General features: G+C 53.9%; 19 protein-coding genes. 11 read left to right on the top strand and 8 right to left on the bottom strand.

Translation table 11 applies throughout. The annotated features are described in order from the left end of the window. Window positions 1-54: 54 nt before the first annotated feature. Window positions 55-624, top strand: coding sequence for a 16S rRNA (guanine(966)-N(2))-methyltransferase RsmD (rsmD, locus tag P1U45_RS13460; RefSeq protein ID WP_301059530.1), 570 nt, complete (start codon window positions 55-57; stop codon window positions 622-624). Here the strand turns inward: rsmD and P1U45_RS13455 are convergent. The 4 genes from P1U45_RS13455 to P1U45_RS13440 form a co-directional block, all read right to left on the bottom strand. Then, entirely contained in the window at window positions 621-1,637 is a 1,017-nt protein-coding gene (locus P1U45_RS13455; protein ID WP_301059529.1) for a patatin-like phospholipase family protein, read from the bottom strand. The genes rsmD and P1U45_RS13455 overlap by 4 nt on opposite strands. A 66-nt stretch (window positions 1,638-1,703) precedes the next feature. After that, window positions 1,704-2,483 carry a peroxide stress protein YaaA gene (yaaA, locus tag P1U45_RS13450; RefSeq protein ID WP_301059527.1) on the bottom strand — a complete coding sequence of 260 codons (780 nt, stop codon included), beginning with the start codon at window positions 2,481-2,483 and terminating at the stop codon, window positions 1,704-1,706. Between the two features lie 158 nt (window positions 2,484-2,641). Further along, a complete protein-coding gene (locus P1U45_RS13445; RefSeq protein WP_301059526.1) occupies window positions 2,642-4,063 on the bottom strand; it encodes an FAD-binding oxidoreductase in 1,422 nt (473 codons plus the stop codon). A gap of 30 nt (window positions 4,064-4,093) precedes the next feature. Then, entirely contained in the window at window positions 4,094-5,005 is a 912-nt protein-coding gene (locus P1U45_RS13440) for an L-threonylcarbamoyladenylate synthase (protein ID WP_301059525.1), read from the bottom strand. Window positions 5,006-5,130: 125 nt separating this feature from the next. On the opposite strand from P1U45_RS13440, the gene P1U45_RS13435 reads away from it, so the two are divergent. The 10 genes from P1U45_RS13435 (at window position 5,131) to P1U45_RS13390 (ending at window position 14,592) form a co-directional block, all read left to right on the top strand. Beyond that, on the top strand, window positions 5,131-6,210 hold the full coding sequence (locus P1U45_RS13435; protein ID WP_301059524.1) for an MBL fold metallo-hydrolase: 1,080 nt from the start codon (window positions 5,131-5,133) through the stop codon (window positions 6,208-6,210). Continuing rightward, a complete protein-coding gene (locus tag P1U45_RS13430; RefSeq protein WP_301059522.1) occupies window positions 6,210-6,470 on the top strand; it encodes a hypothetical protein in 261 nt (86 codons plus the stop codon). Before P1U45_RS13435 ends, P1U45_RS13430 begins: the two co-directional genes overlap by 1 nt. A 1-nt stretch (window position 6,471) precedes the next feature. After that, entirely contained in the window at window positions 6,472-6,786 is a 315-nt protein-coding gene (locus P1U45_RS13425) for a heavy metal-binding domain-containing protein (RefSeq protein WP_301059521.1), read from the top strand. Further along, the gene (lepB, locus tag P1U45_RS13420) at window positions 6,783-7,643 is read left to right on the top strand and encodes a signal peptidase I (RefSeq protein WP_301059520.1); all 861 of its coding nucleotides are present in this window, start codon (window positions 6,783-6,785) and stop codon (window positions 7,641-7,643) included. The genes P1U45_RS13425 and lepB overlap by 4 nt, the downstream gene beginning before the upstream one ends. Before the next feature lie 61 nt (window positions 7,644-7,704). Then, window positions 7,705-8,874, top strand: coding sequence for a GNAT family N-acetyltransferase (locus P1U45_RS13415; RefSeq protein ID WP_301059519.1), 1,170 nt, complete (start codon window positions 7,705-7,707; stop codon window positions 8,872-8,874). A 114-nt stretch (window positions 8,875-8,988) separates the two neighbouring features. Further along, window positions 8,989-9,603, top strand: a complete 615-nt coding sequence (locus tag P1U45_RS13410; protein ID WP_301059518.1) for a histidine phosphatase family protein — start codon at window positions 8,989-8,991, stop codon at window positions 9,601-9,603. Between the two features lie 52 nt (window positions 9,604-9,655). Continuing rightward, window positions 9,656-9,901, top strand: a complete 246-nt coding sequence (locus tag P1U45_RS13405; protein WP_293608099.1) for an exodeoxyribonuclease VII small subunit — start codon at window positions 9,656-9,658, stop codon at window positions 9,899-9,901. 11 nt (window positions 9,902-9,912) lie between these two features. Next, complete coding sequence (locus P1U45_RS13400; protein ID WP_301059517.1) at window positions 9,913-10,800, top strand: polyprenyl synthetase family protein; 888 nt, start codon at window positions 9,913-9,915, stop codon at window positions 10,798-10,800. 33 nt (window positions 10,801-10,833) lie between these two features. Then, on the top strand, window positions 10,834-12,750 hold the full coding sequence (gene dxs / locus P1U45_RS13395; RefSeq protein ID WP_301059516.1) for a 1-deoxy-D-xylulose-5-phosphate synthase: 1,917 nt from the start codon (window positions 10,834-10,836) through the stop codon (window positions 12,748-12,750). A gap of 132 nt (window positions 12,751-12,882) precedes the next feature. Further along, the gene (locus P1U45_RS13390) at window positions 12,883-14,592 is read left to right on the top strand and encodes a class I adenylate-forming enzyme family protein (protein WP_366145009.1); all 1,710 of its coding nucleotides are present in this window, start codon (window positions 12,883-12,885) and stop codon (window positions 14,590-14,592) included. Window positions 14,593-14,617: 25 nt separating this feature from the next. On the opposite strand, the gene P1U45_RS13385 is transcribed toward P1U45_RS13390, so the two are convergent. The 4 genes from P1U45_RS13385 to P1U45_RS13370 form a co-directional block, all read right to left on the bottom strand. Next, window positions 14,618-16,018, bottom strand: coding sequence for a TolC family protein (locus P1U45_RS13385; RefSeq protein ID WP_301059514.1), 1,401 nt, complete (start codon window positions 16,016-16,018; stop codon window positions 14,618-14,620). Then, complete coding sequence (locus tag P1U45_RS13380) at window positions 16,018-19,143, bottom strand: efflux RND transporter permease subunit (protein ID WP_301059513.1); 3,126 nt, start codon at window positions 19,141-19,143, stop codon at window positions 16,018-16,020. The genes P1U45_RS13385 and P1U45_RS13380 overlap by 1 nt, the downstream gene beginning before the upstream one ends. Beyond that, window positions 19,140-20,144, bottom strand: coding sequence for an efflux RND transporter periplasmic adaptor subunit (locus P1U45_RS13375; RefSeq protein ID WP_301059512.1), 1,005 nt, complete (start codon window positions 20,142-20,144; stop codon window positions 19,140-19,142). Before P1U45_RS13375 ends, P1U45_RS13380 begins: the two co-directional genes overlap by 4 nt. A 253-nt stretch (window positions 20,145-20,397) precedes the next feature. Next, window positions 20,398-23,730: a transglutaminase family protein gene (locus P1U45_RS13370; protein ID WP_301059511.1), complete on the bottom strand. Its 3,333-nt coding sequence runs from the start codon at window positions 23,728-23,730 to the stop codon at window positions 20,398-20,400. Window positions 23,731-23,811: the final 81 nt, after the last annotated feature.

Genomic DNA, 23,811 nt, shown 5'->3' with positions numbered 1-23,811 from the left:
GAATGTGTGTTTAAGCGGTACAGCTTCGTTTCGTACTACAGAGATTTGAGTTCAATGAGAATTGTTGCTGGTAAACTTAAAGGTCGCTTGATCAGAACACCTGACGGAAAGTCCACCCGGCCGACGACAGACCGCGTTCGTGAGTCTGTTTTCAACTTACTTGAACACAATGAAGATATGCCGTCCCTCGATGGGGCTCGTGTGATTGATTTGTTTGCGGGTTCTGGCGCGCTTGGCTTTGAAGCGATTTCGCGCGGCGCATCCTTCTGTCTTTTCGTTGAGATCGCGGCGGGTGCGCGCGGGATCATTCGTGAAAATATCGAGGAGTTCCAGCTTTTCGGTATCACCCGAATTCATAGACGATCAGCTACAGATCTCGGTAAAAAGCCTGCGGGGCTTAGCGATCCGTTCGATCTGATTTTTCTGGATCCGCCATATAATCAGGGGCTGGTCGCGCCGGCGCTTAGACAGCTCGAGTATGGTGAGTGGATCACGCCTGACGCGGTAGCTATCGTTGAAACCGACGCTGAAGAAGAGCTGGAGATCGCCAACTGGGAACAGCTGGATGAGCGGCTCTACGGAGATACCAAAGTCCGTATCTACCGTTATTCGCCGCAAGCTTAGCTGAGATTATCCAGAAATTCGTCTTTGATATCGACAGACGACTTCGTACCAACAACGCCTCTATGGTCTGCAATCCAAGTCTGGGCTGCGTCGCGTCCGCGGTTTTTGAGTTCGGTCAGGAAGCGCCAGCTGGTTTCGTATTTTGTTTCAATCGATAGCTTGCAAAGTTGTTGGTCTGCGCGGATCGCATGAATAAACAGGCGGCGATACCGCGACTGCATCCGATCAGCGAGCCAGTTCTCATCCAAAAGCTTCTGTACGAAAGCGATGGACCGTAGTTCGGATATCAGAGACGCGTTGAACGTAATCTCGTTCAAGCGGTCCAGAATTGCAGAGGCCGTTTTGGGCGTTCCTTTCCGGACCAAAGGGTTGATATGGACGATCAGAATGTCTTTCGGCACGTCAGCATAGAATAGCGGATAAAGGGCAGGGTTCCCGACATAGCCGCCATCCCAAAGCGGTGTGCCTTCGATCTCTACAGCTTTGAATACCTGCGGGAGGCAGGCGGATGCTAGAACGGCGTCTTCTGTGATCTCATTGGTTTTAAAAATGCGGGCTTTACCGGTTTCAACGTTCGTCGCAGCGATGAAGAGATCGATCTCGGTTTCCGCGCGAAGCACGTCAAAGTCTATAATCTTTCGCAGCGTTTGCTTTAGCGGATTATAGTCGAAAGGGTTCAGGTCATATGGGCTGGCAACATTTGTCAGCGCCTGAAACATAGCAAATGGCGTAAACGGACCGAATGCGGGAGACATGCTGCTCGCTGCCGCTAGCGGGGCTCCGCGTTGTGAGACGTCACGCCAATAGGCTTCCAGCACTTCGCGTGCGCCATCCCGGCCGTTTACAGCATGCCCGTAGGCAAGGGCGACAGCATTCATGGCGCCTGCAGAGGTCGCGGTGATTGCTTTGATGTCGAGTGAGCCTTCCTCGAGTAGGTAATCGAGAACCCCCCAGGTGAAAGCGCCATGGGCGCCGCCCCCCTGAAGGGCAAGGCTGATCGGTTGTGCTGCCATATTAGATATCTGTCCCCGTGCCGGGCGTTACAACACAACGAATAACCGCGCGATATGGTCTACCTACTATTTAGGGTCGGGTTGCGGTCGGCTGAATACATATTTTGTGTTGGTGCTTAGCGCTTCATTATAAGAATAACCTTCCAGCGCGAAAGTTTTTAACGCGTCTTCGGAAGTAATCTTATTGTCGCATATCCATCGAGCCATCAGGCCGCGTGCGTATTTTGCATAAAAACTTATCACGCGCGACTTCTCATCTTTCTCCTCTCGGAAGACCATTTCCAGAACGGGAGCATTGAGATGCTTCTTTTTAACGGACGAAAAATACTCGTTTGAAGCGAGATTGATTACCGGACCACCGGCGGATTTCAGGTCGCTATTTATAAGATCAGTGATTTTCTCGCCCCAGAAGTCATACAGGTTCCGGCCACGCTTTGTATTCAACCGAGTGCCCATCTCAAGTCGATACGGGTGGATCAAGTCCATAGGCCGGAGGAGGCCATACAGGCCTGACAGGATGCGCAGATTGCTTTGGGCATAGTCGAGCGTTTCAGTAGACGCGTTACGCGCGTCGAATCCACGGTAAACGTCGCCGTTAAATGCCAATAGGGCAGGTTGCGCCTCGTCTTCAGACATGCCTTTTGCGAGCGCCTGATATCGTTCAAAATTGAGATTTGAAAGATCGTCAGACAGTTTCATCAGCGAGCCGATTTCAGAGCGGCTTAGCTTTTTGGTGCGCTCAACGAGCTCCGCTGTATCCGTTTCCAGCCGTGGAGCTGTCTTGTCGAGCGCTACAGGCATCTCTTCAAAGTTCAGGTTTTTGGCTGGTGATAGAAGTACGAGCATTGTTGTGTCTTTACCCTGATATAACGCGCTCTTCTGGCGCTTTCGATACTTTGTGACGTAATCCTTATGAGATTTGGATGTAGCGCTCGAATGGCGCGAGCAAACCCAAGCGTTGGTGTTATCTGCCCCGATTCGAACACAAGCAGGCTGATCACCGGCTAGACTGTGAAAATTCGGCCTGGATTCATGATGTTTTGGGGATCCAGTGCGCGTTTGATCCGCCGCATGGTCTCAAGCTCTGCAGGATTTTTATGGTCTGGAAGTTCGTGGCGTTTCAAAAGGCCAATCCCGTGCTCTGCTGAAATCGAACCGCCCATTGAGGTTACCAGCGTGTGGACCAGATCCGTTATGTGTTCAGCTTGCGCCTTGATGATAGGGCGCTCCGCGGAGGCAGGCTCCGCCACGGCGTAGTGAAGATTGCCGTCGCCGAGGTGGCCGAATGCAAAAATATCAACATCTCCGACGTCGGATTTCAGCCTGGCTTCGCACTCATTCAGGAATTCAGCGATACGTGATACTGGGATTGAAATGTCGTGGTTTACCGACGTCAGGAAGCCGCGCTTCACGAGCGGAAGGCTTTCCCGGACTTTCCAGAATTCCTCGGCATGAGTGAGAGACGCGGCGATAGTGCCATCCGCGATAAGGCCGCTCTCGAATGCTTTTTCTAGTGTTCTCTCCAGAGTGCTCTTTGCGAGCGCCTCGTCCGCAAAGGAAAGCTCAACGAGAACGCGCCAGGGAAGCTCATTTGGCAGAGGGTCTCTGCATCCGGTTATCTCAGCGGCTGCGAGTTCTACACCGCTTTTGTGCATGAGTTCGAAGCTGGTGACCGTATCGCCTGCTTCACTGCGAAATAGTGACAGGAGGTCTACTGCGTGTTCCGGCGTCTCCAGTGCCAACCATGCGGTTGCCGTCCGCGGTGTCGGGAACAGTTTGAGGCAAGCGCCAGTTACAATTCCTAGTGTGCCTTCAGCACCGGCAAAAAGGTGTTTCAGATCATAGCCGGTATTATCTTTTCGAAGCCCGCGAAGGCCGCCCCAAATTTCGCCATCCGCTGTGACGACTTCGATACCGAGTAAGAGGTCCCTCATCATTCCATAACGGAGGACTGCGACGCCGCCTGCATTGGTAGAAATTAAGCCGCCAATTGTTGCAGTCCCCTGACTTCCGAGTGAAAGCGGAAAGAAACGGTCATTGTCTTCGGCGGCGCTGTGCACTGATGTCAGAATGCATCCGGCATCAACCGTGATGGAATTGTTCAGCGGATCAACGTCACGAATTGTGTTCATACGTTTTAGAGATAAGACAATTTCACCGTGTGCGAGGCCGGCGTTTACAAGGCCTGTGTTGCCGCCTTGAGGCGTAATCGGGATGTTATGTTTGGCGCATATTTTGACTGCGATTGCTACTTCCTCAGTCGATGCCGGCTTTATAAGAAGTTGAGAATGCCCCCGATAATTTCCGCGCCAGTCTTCGAGGTACGGGCTTATTTCCTCAGGATCGATACTCCAGCTCTTTTCGCTAAGAGCAGACTTGATTTCGTCGAAAAAGGCTTGCGGGAGGCTTCGGGCGTCGTGGGTCATGTGGATTAGATAATAACTGAGCTTAGTGAATCACAGGGCGGCTCGACGAAGTCGATCGTTTATGGCAGCGCCAATTCCCTCTTCGGGGATGGGAGCAACGGCGATAGCGTCATAAGTGTGATCGAGTTCACGTATCATCGCATACAGGTTAGAAGCTGCTTCGGTGAGATCACCTGCCTCAGAGAGCGACAGCGTCGTCGTTGCAGCGACAGGTCCGAAACCGATATAGGCTTCGTCAGATTCCGGAGATGTGACGTTGAGGCGAAGTCTGGCCTCCGGAGAATAGTGCCGCGACAGCATGCCAGGTGATTTTGGCGCGTTATCGTCGTGCAAGGATGAGCCTATCTTACCGACCACGGCCTCGATATCGTCTTTTGATACACTTCCGGGGCGCAACAGTGTCACTTCGTCGTTCAGTACAGCGACGACAGTCGATTCAAGCCCGATCCGAGCACTTCCACCATCCAGCACAAGTGGGAGATTGGCCCCAAACTCATCCCTAACATGCTGCGCTGAAGTCGGGCTCACATGGCCGGAAATGTTGGCGGACGGGGCGGCGACCGGCTTTCCGAAGGCGTCGATCACTTCTTGCGCAACGGGATGGGCCGGAAAGCGCAGCGCCTGCGTACCGAGACCAGCTCTCGCCAGATCGCATATTGTATTAGAAGCGGATTTCGGAAGGACCATAGTGAAGGGGCCGGGCCAGAAGGCCGCGGCGAGCTGCAATGCTTTTCCGCTGAACTCTGCTTGCGCCAACGCCATATCCGTTGAGCTGACGTGCGCGATTAACGGATTGAACTGCGGGCGATTTTTAAGCGCGAAAATCTTTGCCACAGCGTCCGCATTGGTCGCGTCCGCGGCAAGCCCGTAAACGGTCTCGGTAGGGAGGCCGATCAATTCGCCTACGTAGAGCAATTCTATTGCAGCGGTGCAGTTTGTCATGCGGGGCTGATACCGGATTAAGAGGACGACATAAACTCTTATTGTTGGTTGCTACCTTTGACGTCAGCGGACGGCTCGTTGTACCAGCATTATACGACATATAAAAAATATAAGGGAATAGAGATATGGATGCAAAAACATCACCTGACGAGCAGATCGGAAAATCGCCCAAGGTGAAGTTGGACTATCCATACGAAGAGAGCGAAGCACCCGAGCAGGGGACGGTAAAAGAAGTCGCTGACGGCGTTTTCTGGGTGCGTATGTCGCTGCCATTCTCTCTGCAATGGATCAACCTCTGGCTCTTGCGCGATCATGACGGTTGGGTGGTTGTCGATACCGGCATGGGAATGGAAGAGACCCGTGAGCACTGGCGGACTATTTTTGACACCGATCTGCAAGGTTTGCCGGTCAAGCGTGTGATCGTGACACATATGCATCCGGATCATGTCGGTCTGGCTGGGTGGATATCGAGAAAGTTCGATGCGCCACTTCATATGTCTCAGCTAGAATATCTTATGTGCCGCACGCTTGTTGGCGATACCGGTCGTAGGGCACCTGAAGCGGGCATACGGTTCTTCAAGGCGTCAGGCTGGGATGATGAGGCAATTCAAACCTACAAGGACCGTTTCGGACGGTTTGGGCTCGCCGTTTCAAGACTACCTGATTCCTACGAGCGTCTATCTGATGGAGACGTGCTTTCTATCGATCGAAGTGACTGGCAGGTTTTAGTCGGCTCCGGGCACTCGCCGGAGCATGCGTGTCTATTCAATGCTGAAAAGAATTTATTCATTTCGGGCGATCAGTTGCTGCCGCGGATCTCGTCCAATGTTTCAGTGCACCCAACCGAGCCAAACGCTGATCCCCTGACTGACTGGATCGAGAGTTGTGCTCGATTACGTGATGCATTGCCGGAAGATGTTCTGGTTCTGCCAGCGCATAATCTCCCATTCCGTGGAGCAAAGGCGCGGTTTCAGGCTTTGATTGATGGACATGAGAAGTCGTTGCGCAGGTTGTTACGCAGGCTGGACGAACCAAAAACGGTACCGGAGTGTTTCGGCGCAATTTTTGTTCGTGAAATCAGTCCGGACATACTTTCGCTTGCGACGGGCGAAACTCTGGCCCATCTCAATTGTCTGATTGGACGTGGTCAGGCTGTTCGTACGCTCGGGGACGATGGCGTATGGCGGTATGAAAGGGTGAGCTGATGTTACGTGAAAAGAAGCGGATGTATCGCATAGGTATCGGGCTGATCGGCCTAAGCGTTCTGGGCTGGATTGCCGTGATCGGCCTGCAGCTCTTCGGTTTCGTTGCGGGATCGTCGGGCACTGTTCAATCATCGTTGGTGTTCAGCGCACTGCTACCAATTTGTGGGGGATTGGGCATGCTCGTTCTGCTCATTCAGGTCGTCTTAGACCGATTGAACAGCAAAGAAGACGACTATTATTCGAAGAATGTGGAGCGCTGATATGATTATCACGACAACTGAGACAATTCCCGGCCGTGAAATCTCTGAGGTGATTGGTATCGCCAAGGGCAATGTTGTGCGTGCACGCTTCGTTGGGCGGGACATTATCGCAGGCTTCAGAACGCTTGTCGGCGGTGAAGTCGACGAATACACCAAGCTTATGGCCGAAGCGCGTGAACAATCTTACGACCGCATGCTTGAATCTGCGCGGCAAATGGGTGCAGATGCCGTCGTGAATGTCCGGTTCACGACATCCCTTATCATGCAAGGCTCATCTGAGATCATGACCTATGGAACGGCGGTACGTCTGAAATGAACGATATTACTGAGGACAATCAGGAAAAGGCATCGCTTCTTGAGCGTGGTCTTGGCGAACTGAAAGAGCTGATTGTCACCATCGCGGTATTTCTACCGGTCTGGTTTTTCGTTTCGCTATTTTTCTATGAACTCCGCTCTATTCCGAGTGAAAGTATGGTGCCGAACCTTCAGGTTGGTGACCGCGTTGCTGTATCTAAATTCGCATACGGCTATTCCCGCTATTCCCTTCCGCTCGGCGTAGGCCGGTTTTTGCCTTTGGGTGAGGGGCGAATGTTCGCAGGTGATCCTGAACGTGGTGACGTCGTCGTGTTTCGCCATCCCCACCAGGATCGCGTGATGATCAAGCGACTGATTGGTTTGCCGGGCGACCGAATTCAGGTGGTGGATAACCTGATACTCCTCAACGGTGAACCGATGCGTCAGGAACCTGTGCGCCGTGTCAGCTATCATGAGCATCGCTACGGCCAGCTGCTAAATGCTGACGAACTGATGGAGACGACAACTGATGGCGTATCGTATCTCGTGCATGACATTGTAGAAGAAATGCCGGGCGACCGTCAGCCACGCGCAACACCGGTGTTTGTCGTGCCAGAGGGGCATTACTTCTTCATGGGCGATAATCGTGACAACTCTACGGACGCGCGCGCTCTGTCGGGACATTGTCCGCAGAATTCGGAAGGCGTGATTGATCGTGCAGGTTGCACGCCGGCGCGCCGCTATGGTCAGGAAGCTAGTATCGGCTTTGTGCCGTTTGATAACCTGATTGGTCGTGCGGATACGGTTCTGTTCACTCTGAACTTCTGTAGCCGTTACGAATCGGGCTGTCCGGAAGGTCGGGTCTGGAAAAGTTTGTAGGCCTGATTATCCCTTAATTAGCCAGTTTATGAGAGCCTCCTTCGCGTAGAGGGACTGCTCAATGTTGTATGAATTCGTTCGCTTCGCCGACTTGTCAGACGATGATATTTCCGTTTGGAAATCCATCATCTCCGGCGACATTGCGCTTTCCAGCCCGTTCTTTGAGCCCGCCTTTACGCGCGTTGTATCTGAAGTTCGAGATGATGTCTGGATTGCCCTTGGTCGCGAAGACGGCAAATTGAAACTCATATGGCCTATGCAAAAGGCCGGACGAGTAGCTGAGCCAGTTGGGGCGCCATTCTCCGACTATCACGGCCCCATTGTGGCTGTCGGTGCAGATTTTGATCCGGAAGAGTTGATCAATGCTGTGGGCCTGAGCGTGATCAGAATGATGGGTGTGCATGACCCGGCGTGTCGACTGCACGACTATGCGCAGGAATTTGATGGCGCATTTGTCGTTGATGTTCGTAAGGGCGTGGATGCCTATTTTGACACGCAGCGAGAACTCTATTCACGGCACGCAAAAAAGCAGCGGCGCATCAAGCGAAAGATGGAGCGTGAGGTCGGTCCGATCAGTTTCGATTTTGATGATCGAAATGAAGAGCACTGGTCAACATTGATGCGCTGGAAGCAGCGCCAGTACAATGAGACTGGGCGCCATAATGTGCTTGGCCCGAAATGGGTCCAGGACATGCTCTACAAGCTTTGGAAAAGCGATGACGCCGATTGCAGAGGGTATCTACATACTCTGACCCATGAGGGCAGGCTCGTAGCTGCTGAGTTCAACCTCGGAAACAAATCCACGATTCACGGCTGGGTTCCTTCCTATGACCCGGAGTTTCACAGCTATTCTCCGGGTAATATGCTGCAGGATTTCATTATCGAGGGAATGGAAGACTACGGTCTGAGTTTCTATGATCTCGGTGTCTCGGCCGGTCATTATAAGAAATACTATGTCGAGTATCAGATACCTGTCATTCGAGGTGCGATCCGGTCTTCTTCGGTTATGTCGACACTGGGCGGGGCAAATGAACGGCTCTGGTTGAAGCTGGAAGACGCGCATATTCCGAAGGTCAGTCACGTAATGGGGCAGATTCGGCGCCGCTATGAGATTATCCGCTCCGCTGAACCGAGCTTCAGTGGTCGCATGGCCGGTGTGGCGAGTGCTGCAAAAAATGTTGTCAGTGGATCAAAACGTTTATCAGAGTTGCCTGAAGATACGGAAACCTGAAGACGTTTACCGATCTGTGCCCGCAATGGCTTGCGCATGTCCGGAGCGACGGTTAACACCTGAATGGTATCGTTTTTCGGGGAGGTCCATGTGGCGACAGAAACGGACAGTCACATGACGCAAAGTCCTTCAGAAGAGACGCAGGCTTCAACAAAGAAGCCGGGACCGATTATCGTGGCGCGCCATGGTCGTCCTGCTCTTGATCGTGCCGCGGGTCCACGCCTGTCTTGGCAGGAATACAAAGACTGGTGGGCGCGTTATGAAGTCGGCAGTCTCGCCGAAGGTCAGGAGGCGCCTCAAAAGCTCAAAGACATAGTCGCGGATAGTGATGTCGTTTTGTCTTCCAGCCGTCCTCGGGCACGCGAGACAGCAATGAAGGCCGCACCCTGGGCTGATATCGAATCATCTGAGCTGTTCTGGGAAGCTAATTTACCGCCCCCGACCTGGGAGCGAGTGCGGTTTTTGCCGAAAACATGGAATATCCTCGCGCGAGCTGCATGGCTTCGCGGGCACAAACTGGACGGTGAAGGCATACGCGAAGCTGAAGAGCGCGCTGAACAGGCTGTAGACTACCTGATCGATCGCGCTCAGGAGGGACAAGTGTTTCTGGCCGCGCATGGTTGGTTCAATCGTATGCTGCGTCCGCGTCTCAGGAAGCGCGGCTGGACGTGTAAGCAGGATGGTGGCGATCGGTATTGGTCATATCGGCTGTACACATTCGACGAATGACGTGTATCCCTGTAGCGTAAGATGTTCGGCTTTTTTCCTGTAGGAGTAAAACATGGGTGATCAGACATCCGTTGAAAACCTGAGTTTTGAAGACGCGCTGAAAGAGCTTGAGACAATTGTCGAGAAGCTTGAGGGCGGCGATGTCGAACTCGAAGAGTCTATCAAGATTTACGAACGCGGTGCTGCGCTTAAAGCGCATTGCCTCGGAAAGCTGAAAAACGCCCAGCTCAAGGTCGAGCAGATCGTGCTGAATCAAGACGGTGACGTCTCGGCGGCTCCCGTCTCTGCAGACAGCTGATTGGTGTTTTTGTGACGGATTTTGAAACCAAGCTTTCTGAAATCGCTGACAAAGTAACTGTCGTGCTTGACCGTCTGATTGCGCCAGCGGACGGGCCAGAGGCGCAGCTTATGCGCGCCATGCGTTATGCGTCGCTCGCAACGGGTAAGCGTTTGCGTCCATTCTATGTGCTGACTTTCGGATCACTGTTTGATGCACCGGAAAAATCTCTGATGCGCACCGCGGCTGCCTTGGAATGCGTGCATACCTATTCGCTGATTCACGATGATCTTCCTTGTATGGACGATGACGATCTGAGGCGCGGTCAGCCGACGGTTCATAAAAAGTTCGACGAAGCGACTGCAGTTCTGGCTGGGGATGCTCTGCTCACGCTTGCGTTTGAAATTCTGGCTAGCCCGGAAACCCATCCGGATGCGCATGTCCGTTGCAAGCTTATAGAAAAGCTGACGAAGGCTTCAGGCGCTCAAGGTATGGTCGGTGGACAGATGATCGATATGCTGTCCGGCGATGTGCGACAGGATCTCAACTCCATCACCAGAATGCAGCGCCTTAAGACAGGCGCACTGATTTCCTATGCTGGTGAAGCAGCCTGCATACTTGGCGGAGCCAGCGATGCCGAGCGACATGCAATTCAGGGCTTTACCCATGATCTCGGTCTGGCATATCAGATCGCCGATGATTTGCTGGACGTCGAAGGCGATCCGGAAGTCGTTGGAAAACAGACTCAGAAGGATGAAGAGGCCGGCAAAGCGAATTTTGTATCCGTTTTGGGTGTTGAAGATGCACGCCAGCGTGTGCGGTTTTTAGCCACACAATCCAAAGAACATCTCGCAATATTCCGTAATAGTGCCACCTTATTGCTTCAATCCGTTGATTTTGTACTAGAACGACAGAACTAGATAATAAGACGATTATAGTCGGAAATTGCTGAAATGACTGCCACGCCGCATCTGGACGAAATTCACCTGCCTTCAGACCTCCGCGATAAATCCCGCGACGAGCTGAAGGTGATCTGTGACGAGCTACGCACCGAAGTCGTAAACGCCGTTTCGACGACGGGTGGTCACCTGGGTGCTGGTCTGGGTGTCGTAGAGCTGACGGTGGCAATTCACCACGTCTTCAACACGCCGAATGACAAGCTGATCTTTGATGTTGGGCATCAGTGCTATCCGCATAAGGTTCTGACGGGACGCCGCGATCGTATCCGTACGCTTCGTCAGGGCGGCGGTCTGTCGGGGTTCACTAAACGCGCGGAAAGCGAGTACGATCCGTTTGGCGCGGCTCACGCGTCGACGTCTATATCAGCAGGCCTGGGGTTCTCTGTTGCCAGCGCTCTCGATGGGCGTGAAGACCAGACAGTCTGTGTGATTGGCGATGGCGCGATGTCTGCTGGCATGGCCTATGAGGCAATGAACAATGCTGGCGCGCTCAACAAGAAGCTGATCGTTATTCTGAACGATAATGATATGTCGATCGCGCCGCCGGTCGGTGCGATGAGCCATTATTTGTCCAAGCTGGTTTCTGGTAAGCCGTATCGCTCGCTGCGCAAGCTCGCAAAAAACCTCGTAAAACCTATGGGGCTCGAAAAGCCGGTTCGTAAGGCGGAAGAGTACGCGCGCGGTTTCGCGATGGGCGGCACCATGTTCGAGGAGCTTGGCTTCTACTATATCGGTCCGGTCGATGGACATGATCTTGAGGTCCTGATCCCTGTGCTCGAAAACGTTCGGGACAGCTTTGATGGCCCTGTTCTGATCCACGCCGTGACGCAAAAAGGCAAGGGCTATGAGCCGGCTGAAAATGCTGACGACAAATATCACGGTGTTTCCAAGTTTAATGTCGTAACCGGCGAGCAGGCAAAAGCGAAACCGGCTGCGCCGAGCTACACGAAAGTATTTGGTCAGACGCTGACGGAACTCGCAAAGACCGATGATAAAATCGTAGGTATCACGGCTGCGATGCCTTCTGGTACGGGCATCTCGTTCTTTGCGGACGCGTTTCCCCAGCGCACATTCGATGTAGGCATTGCAGAGCAGCACGCGGTAACGTTTGCGGCGGGGCTGGCGGCAGATGGCTTCAAGCCGTTTTCCGCGATCTATTCTACCTTCCTTCAGCGCGCCTATGATCAGGTGGTACATGACGTAGCTATTCAGAGGCTACCTGTACGGTTTGCAATCGACCGTGCTGGTCTTGTTGGCGCGGACGGTCCAACACACGCGGGCAGCTTCGATATCAGCTTTATGGGGCATTTGCCGCATATGGTGGTTATGGCTGCGGCGGATGAAGCTGAGCTTGCGCGTATGGTTCTAACATCCTCTATGATTGACGATTCTCCGTCTGCGTTCCGTTATCCGCGAGGAGAGGGCGTGGGTGTCGAAATTCCGACCGGCGACCTCCTTAAGCCTTTGGAGATCGGCAAAGGCCGTATTGTTCGTGAGGGAAGTTCGGTCGCCATTCTGTCATTGGGGACCCGTCTGGCAGAGTGCCTCAAGGCAGCAGATTTGCTCAATGCGCAGGGCCTGACTGCCACTGTGGCAGATGCTCGTTTCGCAAAGCCTCTGGATCATGCTCTGATCGACCAGCTGGTGCGTCACCATGAGGTTCTCATAACTGTGGAAGAAGGATCTGTCGGCGGTTTTGGTGCGTTCGTGATGCACTATCTCGCGGATGCAGGTCATCTCGATCAGGGGCTCAAAGTACGCACTATGACGCTGCCTGATATCTTCATTGATCAGGACAAGCCTGAGGCTATGTACGAACTTGCAGGCCTCAGTGCTCGACATATCGCCGAGAAAGCCATTTCTGCTCTCGGCCGGGGAAGTGTAGCGGAGCTCAACAAGGCGGCAGTCTAGCCGCCTTCACCTTACGGCACCCCTTGATTTTAATGGTGATGACCGGCACTCAGATTGAAATATAAAAATCGTCTGAGGGAGATATCATTGTCCGGTCAACCAGTAGCCGCCTTACCAGAAGGCTGGCCCGTTATGTCCATTGAGGACGCAAGCAAAGTTCTTACATCACCAGGCCTGCCGTTTGAGATGGAGATGCAATCCGTCAATGGCGTTCGTATGCCTGTGTACAAGAACGCTTATCCTACTATGCGGGCTCTTTTTGAGTATGGTCGTGCGACTTGGGGACCGCGCGATATGGTCGTGTTCGAAGACGAACGTGTAACCTTCGAGGCAAATGCCCGGGCTGTGGAACATCTGGCAAAGGCATTGCTCAACGATTTTGGTCTGAAGAAAGGCGATCGCGTCGCGATCTGTATGCGTAACTACCCTCAATGGCCGGTCGCATTCTGGGCGTGCCTTGTTAGCGGGCTCATAGCTACGCCTCTGAATTCCTGGTGGAAGGGTGAAGAGCTCGAATACGGTCTCGAAAACAGCGGCGCGCGCGTCGCTATTGTCGATCCGCAGATTTTCGAGCGGATTCAGGAGCATTGGCCAAATGTTCCAATTCTTGAGCGAGTGATCGTGGCGCGTGCGGATCAGGACGATTACGCGGACCCGAATGTAACGGCTCTCGAAGAAGTTATCGGCAATGTCGGCAACTGGGCCAAACTACCGGTCATCGGGCTTCCAGAGGTTGAACTTCTGCCGGATGACGACGCAACAATCATGTATTCGTCAGGAACTACAGGTCGTCCAAAAGGCATTCTGGCGACGCACCGGGCGATCGTATCCAACATGTTCAATTCGATGGGTAATCAGGCGCGCGCGCTTCTGCGACGTGGTGACGAGATCCCGGTAAACGGTCCTGACGAGCCACAAAAGGCGACGCTACTCGCAATCCCGTTTTTCCATGCGACGGGCGCTTTTGCCGTGCTGGCTCCGACGATGCATAACGGTCAGAAGATCGTCTCGATGTACAAATGGGACGCCGGTGAAGCGCTCCCTATCATTGAGCGGGAAAAGATCACGACATTTGGCGGCGTTCCAGCGATCGCATGGCAGGTGCTGGAACATCCGGATCGCGAAAAGTACGATCTTTCATCAGTGGAAGGCGTTTCATATGGCGGCGCGCCGTCTGCACCTGAACTTGTCGCAACGATTAAACGCACTTTCAAAGATGCGCATGCGGCGAATGGCTGGGGCATGACCGAGACCTGCGCCACTGCTACGCTGAATCTTGCAGAAGACTATATTATGCGCCCGCAAAGTGCTGGTCTTCCGGGCTTCGCAATGTCTCTCAAAATTGTTGGTCCGGACGGTAAGGAAGTGCCGCGCGGTGAGGTTGGAGAGCTTTGGTGCTTCGGCCCATCAAATGCAAAACTCTACTGGAACCGGCCTGACGCAACGGCGGAAACCTTTATTGATGGCTGGGTCGTTACAGGTGATCTGGCGCGTATGGATGAAGAGGGCTTCCTGTATCTGGTAGACCGCGCCAAGGATATGCTTATCCGTGGTGGCGAGAACATTTACTGTATCGAAGTTGAGAACACGCTCTACGAACACCCGGCTGTTATGGATGCGGCCGTCGTGGGTATTCCGGACAAGGTGCTTGGTGAAGAAGTAGGCGCCGTGGTACAGCTGAAACCAGGCATGGACGTAAGCGAGCAGGAAATTCGTCACTTCGTTGCAGGTAAACTCGCTGCGTTCAAAGTCCCAAAACGAGTGGAGTTCGAACGTGAACCTCTGCCACGGAATGCGAACGGCAAAATCCTGAAGGGTGAGCTTAAAGAGCGCTTCGTGTAATCTAAAAGCAGTTTGCGGAGGCGAACTAGTCGCCTTCGCAAGCCACTATGCCTGTCTCTTCACATCCTGCATCGAGCGCGGCGAGCAAAGAAACGGTTGCAGCAGCAAGATTGGCTTCGGTCTGAACAATGGTTTCACGGCTGGAAATCAGTGTGCGCTGGGAATCCAGAACATCAATGAAGCTGGCAAGACCCTCGCGGTATAGAGCGTCGAGCTGGTCATACGCCGCCTGACTGGCCTCCACTGCGCGTAGCTGTCCTTCAAGTGTCTCCTGAATGGCCTCAATGTTGACCAGTGCAATCTCAACTTCCTGAAGCGCGTCCAGCAATGTCGCTCTATACGTGAGAGCGGCAAATTCCGTACGCGCGATCTGTATGTCGACTTCTGCCTGACGGCGTCCAAAATCGAATACAGGAATGTCTACGACCGCGGACAGACTATAACCGATCTCGTCAGAGCGACCTGAAACGTCACCAAAACCTGCCTGAATTTGCCCTGGTATCCGAATGGACGGCAAAAGGTCTGCGCGTTCAGCATCAATCAAGGCCAAGTCGGAGCGATAGTCAGCTTCCGCGGCACGAACGTCCGGGCGACGTCTCACCAGATCAGCTGGAATACCGATATCAGAGGCAAACTGGATTTGAGGAATCGTCTCTCTGTCTGGGTTTGTAATCTGGTCCAGAGCGGACGGCTCGCCCATCAGGCGCTGGATTTCAAATTCCGCCTGCCTGCGTGCTGCAATGATCTGGCTACGCTGGGCAGCTGTGCGGGCATAATCTGCCTGGGTGCGGTCTACGTCGAGTTTTGGTGACAAGCCGGCGCGATAGCGGGACTCCACGATCTGAAGCGTTCGCTGCTGAAGTTCCAACGTGGATTCAAGCAAAGCCAATCGGGCGCTGGCGCGGCGATACTCGATATACTGGAGCGCAATTGCGCGGGTTATCAAACGACGAACATCATTTGCGTTCAAAGCGCTTGATTCCAAAGCCGCCTGAACCGAGGCGATGCGAGCAGCAGTTCGTCCATTCAGGTCAGGATCGAAAGTGCCGCCAATGCCGGTTGAGCCAGTAAAGTTTCCATCTAAGCCGCTAGTGATGACGCCGCTCAGCTGGTTGTTTACGAACGCGTCTAGCGTAGGAAGCAAATCTGATTGAGATGCATCTCGCTGAAGCTGCGCGATATCCGTCTGTAAAAGCGCTTGGGCGACGCTGATGTTGTTTGCCTGAGCACGGTCTATCAGCTCAGTCAGAACTGGATCATTGAACCCAAGCCACCAGTCAGCATAGGAGAGAGTTGTTTTTTCTGCCGGAAGGTTTGTGACGTAACTTTCCGGAAGAGATTGATCTAACGTTGGCTCTACGGTGTTCGTGGCACAGGCTGCGCAGAACGCAGTGGCGCCGAGTGCTAAAATTCGAATTGATGTCATTACTCCGCGGGCCCCGCATGAGGTTGCTCGTCCTGTTCGCTGTATCGTTGTAGATCGCTGTCGAGCTCATCGTCAGTCTGCGTTTTAGGCGAGCTGAAACGCGCAATTGAGAGATACAGAACCGGTGTGAGAAATAGCGTGAAGACCGACGCCAGACCAAGTCCGCCAAAGATAACCCAGCCAATAGCATTCCGCGCCTCTGCGCCCGCTCCGCTTGAGAGGAGAAGGGGAATCGCTCCGAATGCGGTCGAGATGACTGTCATTACGATTGGCCGTACGCGCACCGTTGCAGCCTCATAGACCGCGTCTTTGAGCGCCAGTCCTTCAGCGCGCAGCTGGTTTGCAAACTCCACCAACAGGACGCCATTTTTTGCCATCAATCCGATCAGCAGAACGAGCCCGATCTGGGAATAGATGTTCAGTGATACGCCGGACAGGAAAAGAGCATAGATCGCGGCAGCCAGAGCAAAAGGCACAGTGATAATGATGATGAGCGGGCTGGACAGGCTCTCGAACTGGGCGACCAGCACAAGGAAGACGATCAAAAGGGCAAACCCATAGGTGATCAAAAGATCGCGGTTGGACTCGCCTAGGGTTTCGGCTTCACCACGGAAGATCATAGAGATGCCTTCAGGTAAGGTGTCCGCCGCTAGTCGCTGCATTTCCTCAATCGCATCAGCAAGAGGAACCCCAGAGGCAATATCCGTCTGAACTTCAATCGCGCGGCGCTGCTCGACACGGTCCAGCTCGGCGGCGACGCCTTCTTCGACGAGTGTTGTCAGGCTTGAAAGTGAAACCAGCTCGCCGCTATTAGAGCGCACAAACAGATTACTAAGATCAGTTGGCGTCTCAATGGCGTTGGTTTCTGCTTCCAACATGATTGGGATAGCCTGATCCTGAACATTGAGGTCGGTTATGTCTTCACCGCCAACCATCGCGCGGAGCGTCAATGAGATCTGGTCGAGTGACACGCCGAGATCTGCCGCGCGCCGGCGATCCACCTGAATGGATAGTTGTGGTTGTGTTGGCTGATAAGAAATCTCGGCGTTTGAGAGGATGGTCGATTCTGTCTCGACTGTGTCAGCGAGCTGGCGCGCCGCAAGATAGATTGACTGGTAGTCTGGCCCGGTGAGAGCAACTTCGAGGCCGGAGCTTCGTCCGCCACGGCCAAAGCTCAGGCTGCTAGGTCCGAAGGCGCTGGCACGAATACCCGGAACCTGTGAAAGCGGGCGGCGAAGTTCTGCGACAATTTCTTCCTGAGAACGCGAACGCTCTTCCCATGGAGCGAGTTCGGCGGTCACGCCCACGCGGTTAGGGTCCCAGCGACCGACGACGGTGAAGATTGAGCGGATTTCACCTGAGTCAAGATACGGTTGAAGGATCGTCTCGACCTCGTCGGCCTGACGTTCCATGAAATTGAGTCCTACGCCGTCAGGGCCGGATGCGAAGATTTCAATACGTCCGCGGTCTTCGCTCGGGACGAGCTGTGATGAGATGTTCTGATATGCGAAGAAAGCGCCACCGGCTGCTGCGAGGCTGACAAAGAAAGTTATCAGCGGGAAGGTGAGACAGAGCTTGAGCATTCGGCCGTAAAGGTCACGAAGCGGATTGCCGATGCGTGCGAAAAAGTTCGGTTTATCTGACTTTTCCACGAGCGTGAATTTCGCGGCAATTGCCGGTGATAGCGTGAGCGCGACGAACGAAGAAATAATCACAGAAAAAGCGAGTACAAAACCAAACTCACGGAACAAACGACCGACAGTAGACGGCAGGAATGAAAGTGGCACAAACACCGCCACAAGAACTGCTGTGGTCGCAATTACAGCGAAGAAAACCTGACGCGTGCCTATGGCGGCTGCGGCGCGCTTTGGAACGCCCTGAGATTGCTGTCGCTGAATGTTTTCAAGAACAACAATAGCATCGTCTACAATCAGGCCGGTTGCCAGAACCAGAGCAAGCAGGGTGAGGAGGTTGATCGAGAAACCCATCAACCAAATGCCGGTCAGCGTGCCAACAAGCGCAATCGGAATCGCTACAGTTGGAATGATCGTCGCTTTCCATGATCCGAGGAACACCCAGATCGTTGCGATTACGATAGCGACTGTGATCAGAAGAGAGATCAGAACTTCCTGAACGGATTTTCGAATGAACACGGCATCGTCGGACGTGACACTGATCGTGACGCCCTCAATCCGGTTATTCAGGCGTTCGACCGCTTCTCGAACGGAGTCGGAAATCTGAATTGTGTTGGACTGCGCCTGACGCACCACCCCGAGGCCGATGATTGGCTCGCCATTCAAGCGAAGCAGGTTGTTTGCATTGGCGGGTGCAAGCGTTACCTCCGCAACGTCACCAATCTGGATATCATCTCGGATGATGACTTCCTTAATGCGCTCCGGTGTAGACGCCGTTGCTTCTGCGCGAACGATCAGCGCCTGATCTGTCGATTGGAAGCTGCCGGCAGGCACGTCGAAAGGTGCCAGTCTTAGAGCCGTTGCGACATCACTTACAGTGAGGCCAAAGCGGTTCATGCGTTGTGGGTCCACCACGACGCGCATCTGGCGCTCTCGCGTGCCAAATTCATTGAGCGTTGCCACGCCATCAATAGCCTGAAGCGCAGGCATAATGTCTGTTTCAATAATTCGAGTAAGCTCGTCTTCGGGATACTCCTGAGACACGACAGCAAGCTGCATCATTGGGCGTGCGTCGTTGTCTGCTTTGGTCACGAAGACATTTTCCACGCCGTCAGGCAAGCGGCGCTGTACCCGGCTCACTGCTTCGCGTACTTCGGAAGCTGCTGAGTTGAGATCCACCCCCGGATTAAATTCAATCCGGACGCGGGCCGAGTTTTCTTCACTTGAAGCGTTTATCTCTTTGACGCCAGAAACCGTTGCAACCGCGCCCTCAAGCACGCTGGTAACGTCGGCGTCCATTGTTTCAGGTGCGCCACCCGGAAGACTTGCCGTGACCGAAACGATTGGACGGTCAACGTCCGGCAGTTCGCGGACTTCTACGCCAAACAGAGCCGCAACGCTCGCCAAGACGATGAGCAGGTTAAATACGGTAATCAGCAGTGGACGTTTGACCGCTAGCTCGGGCAAGCCGGATTTAGGCGCGCGGATCATTGTACTGCTGCGCCCGTGATTGATCGACGGATTTCAGCAACCGGAATAGCGTTATTGGCTGTAGGCTGCACAACCGAGACTGATGAGCCTTGGCGAACTTTCTGGACGCCCTCTGTGATGATCATATCGTTCTCACTGAGTTCAGCGCGGACAAGCGCATAGCCGTTATCGCGAGACACGATCGTCACGGGAACACGTTGTGCCTGATTGTTCACGACCTTCCAGAGATAAGCGCCATCGCCGCCCCAGACGATAGATGCCTCGGGAACGGCCGGGTAATCATTGCCGGGTAGCGAGAATTCTACACGGAAACTCATCCCGGGACGAAGATCGTCAGCGCTGTTGTCTACTGCCGCACGTACCATGAAAGAGCGACGATCGGCATCAATGCGGCTATCCACGAAAGCGACAATAGCTTCGATGTCGCGTTCTGCAGCTGCGAATGGGCGCATGGGCAGAGTGTCACCTACGTTGACGCGACCGAAGACCTGTTCAGGCAGTGCGAAGTCCACGAACAGTTCTGTTCTGTCATCTATGCGGGTAATCTCTGTTTGCTGGTTTACAGTCGCACCGATATCGATGTCTGTGAGTCCGACATAGCCTGAAAATGGCGCGCGTATTGTGCGGTCCGCCAAGGTTTCCTCAGCCAGTCTCAGATCGATTGTAGCTGCTTCAACTGCTGTCTGCGCGCTATCAATCTGGCTTTCCGAAATTGCACCGTCGACATCGATACGTTCATAGCGTGCGAGAAGTTGCTGTGCATTCTGAAGTGTCACATTGGCCTGTGCGACACGAAGGCGTTCTTCAGCGCTGTCCAGACGCGCGAGTACCTGTCCTTCTTCGATGTACTGACCGGAAGTGAAGCTGACTGACACGATTTCGCCGGAGCTTTGGGGATATATGGTTGCAGCGAGACGTGCCCGGGCTGTCCCGACGGACTCGATTTGCTCGCGGTCAGCACGAAATTCCACGCGTTCGGCTAGAATTCGTGTCGCGGGCATTTCGCGCCCGCCTCCCATGGAGGGACCCGTCGATGCATTGTTATCGGAGCATCCAACGAGGAATAGGGCGGGAATCGCAATGAGGCCTAGGCGCATTGGTGACATCAAACGCACAGTGTTTCCTTCAAATAGTCAGAGTGCCTGTTGGCATTTCTACGCGTGATCGAACGTTCTAGATCACTATACGAGTGAACCTAGGGTTTCCGTCGCGTCAGATAAGGGAAATCCGACGCGGTAACGGATGTGTGATCTCTTACGACCAGCGAAGGTCGAGCGTAGAGGAGAAACGCGGATCCGTCTGGATATAGCGCGGCGTGAATTGCCCCGCTGTATGGCCGGTTTCCGTGAATGATGCGATTCGCCGGCCTTCTGCCTCAAGAGCATTGATCGGTCGTGTATCGAAGTTTCGTCCGCCCGGATGCGTTGGGAAGTAAGTGCATCCACCAATGGAGCGTCCAATCCGGCTGTCGTACAGGTCGAAAGTTAGTGGACCGTGAGGCTGAATTGTTGGGTGCAGGCAAGACGCTGGTAGCCAGGTCCGGAAACGAACGCCGCTAATCATGGTGTCGCTGCCTGGGATCTTTGACAGCGGTATAACGATACCGTTGCAGAGCAGTTGTCTCGATCCGAGATCGCCGGTGACGGTTACCTGTATGCGTTCCAGAGAGGAGTCTACAAAGCGGGCGGTGCCTCCAATTGCGCCTTCCTCGCCCAACACGTTCCATTGCTCAAGCGCGTGGCGCAGCTCAATATCGATGCCGTCATACGTGACGTTGCCGATTTTCGGGAACCTGAACTCCATGTGTGCATCGAACCAGCTTGGGTCCAGCTGTACGCCAGTGCCTTCGGAGACTTCGCGAAGAATGTTGTTCAGGTCTGCGCGCAAAATTGCAGGTAGCATGAACTCATCATTCAGTGCGGTCCCGAGCGGTTTGAGTGGCGCTGTGTAAGGCGTTGTCCAGAACCATGCGATGAGCGCCCTCAGCAAGAGTTGCTGAGCCAGATTCATCTCGGCGTGCGGAGGCATCTCGAATGCGCGAAATTCTACTAGTCCAAGGCGTCCTGTCGGACCATCCGGAGAGTAGAGCTTATCGATGCAGATCTCGGAGCGGTGTGTATTGCCGGTCGTGTCGACAAGCAGGTGGCGCAAAACACGGTCGACCAGCCATGGTGGTGCCTGTTCCGTAGATGGTGGAAGCTGTTTGAGTGCCAGTTCCATCTCATACAGCTGATCATGGCGGGCTTCGTCGATGCGAGGCGCCTGACTTGTCGGACCGATGAAAGTGCCAGCGAAAAAGTAGCTGAGGGCAGGATGATTCTGCCAGTATCTGATGATCGAGGCCAACAGGTCAGGACGACGTAGAAACGGGCTGTCATTTGGTGACGCGCCGCCCATTACGATGTGCGCACCGCCCCCGGAGCCAGTAGGTCGTCCGTTGACGAGGAAGGTGGAGGAATCCAGTCCGCACTGGCGTGCGTCCTCATAAAGCGTGCGTGTCAGGTCTGAGAGTTCATCCCAGGTCGAGGTAGGCTGAACGTTCACTTCAATAACGCCAGGGTCTGGTGTCACCTTGATCTCGCTGATGCGTGGGTCGCGAGGCGGAGGGTAGCCTTCAATGCGTACCGGCAGGCCTGTCTGAGACGCGGCTTCCTCCACCGCATAGATGAGATCAAGAAACGCTTCGGTTGAGACGACCGGTGGCATGAATATGCAAAGGTGCCCATCGCGATGTTCCACCGACATCGCGGTGCGTACTCCGGTCTGCACGAACTCCCGTTCAGGGGTGTGTTCTGGAACAACGCGTTTGCCAGCGTCGCCAGATGTCTTGTTCTGCAGGCGCGGAGGCAGGTTTTGTGGAGCGGCGATTTCGCCTTCGATCGCGAATGGATCGAGAGGAATAAGCCCCGGATAGAGACTTGCGTCCAGTTCAGGAAGTGATTTGAGAGGGAGACGGAAACCTGCTGGGCTATCGCCCGGTACAAGGAAGAGCTTTCCGCGGCGGCTTTCCCAGATTTCAGTCATCCATTCGAACATCCGGCCCTGTTTGTTGCGAGCTTGCTGGGTCTGAAGTGGGATAACGAAGCCTTTTGGCTTTCCAAGGCCTTGTTCAAACGCGCGTGCCAGTGTGCGGCGTTCTTCTGATTTCTTCAGCTTCGGGTCTTCCGGATCAAGATTGATCGGAAGGTTGCTCTCACCGAGAACAATTTCAGCGGGGTCTTCATAAATCGGTTGGGCACATTCCGGCGCCAGATCGAGGCGTGTCGCAATTGTCTGCGCAAGCACTGCGGCGTCCTCGGAGGTGAAAGATGCCGGTTCCTCTTCCTTTTGGATCAGATCGGGATTGCGCCACAGAGGTTCTCCGTCATTGCGCCAATAAACTGTGAATGCCCATCGCGGAAGCGGCTCGCCGGGATACCATTTTCCCTGCCCGTGAGTGAGAAGACCATTCGGCGCATATTTCTTTTTCAGGCGACGGATCAGTTGGTCTGCATATGTGCGTTTTTCCGGACCAACGGCATCTGTGGTCCATTCTGGCGCATCTCGGTTGGTTTCTGAAACGAAAGTTGGCTCTCCGCCCATGGTAAGACGGACATCATTATCGGTCAGGATTTTATCAATTGCACGGCCGGCAACATTGATCTTATCTGACTGCGCAGGGCTCAGCGGCTTGGAGTGACGCGGAGGATCAATCAGGCGCTCGACCTTCATTTCGAAGTCGAATTCGACTTCACAAGGTTCCAGACCCCCGGAAATTGGTGCTGCTGATGATGGCACGGGTGTCGCCGCAAGCGGGATGTGTCCTTCACCGGCAAACAGGCCTGAAGTTGGGTCCAGACCGATCCAGCCAGCGCCCGGGATATAGATTTCGACCCAGGCATGCAGGTCGGTAAAATCAACTTCCGGTCCGGATGGACCTTTGACGGACGCGATGTCAGCAGTCAGCTGCACCAGATAGCCGGAAACAAATCGTGCAGCGAGGCCGAGGCGTCGACAGATATTGACCAGTAGCCAGCTGGAGTCCCGGCATGAGCCTTTCGCTAATGCGAGTGTTTCTTCAGGTGTCTGAACCCCTGGTTCCATACGTATGGTGTAGTCAATTTTGGCTTCTACAAGCTGATTGAGAGCCACCAGCGTATCTACGGTCGAAGTCGCTGCACCTTGCTTGGAGCCCCAGATCTTTTTCGCCTGCACGAGAAACTTCTCGAACTCCGGTCCTGTCGTGTCAGTTTCGAGATAGGGCTGGAGCTGCTTCTTAGTTTCGTCGTCGTACGTGAAAGGCGTGTGGGATGCGCTGTCTTCAAGGAAGAAGTCGAACGGGTTGATCGCTATCATGTCAGCGACAAGATCGATCTCTACAGAGAACTGCGTCGTCTTTTCAGGAATAACGATACGGGCAAGGTAATTCCCGAACGGGTCTTGCTGCCAATTAATGAAGTGATCTTCCGGCAAAATCGTCTGGCTGTAGCTGACGATCGGCGTGCGGCAGTGAGGCGCTGGCCTGAGCCGGATTGTCTGCGGCCCCATTTTGACAGGTTTGTCGTAGGAATACGAAGTGCGGTGCGTAAGGCCAATGCGTATAGTCATAAGGCATGGCTAACGCCTAAATCGGACGGCCTGCAACCAAAACAATCAATTACGCGATTTTTTTCGGTCTTTGTCTTGGTA

The organism is Ponticaulis sp., from assembly GCF_029210165.1.
Classification (GTDB): Bacteria; Pseudomonadota; Alphaproteobacteria; order Caulobacterales; family Hyphomonadaceae; genus Ponticaulis.
Note: the sequence above shows the minus strand (reverse complement) of the source record. Positions and strands in the feature narration are given on the sequence as shown.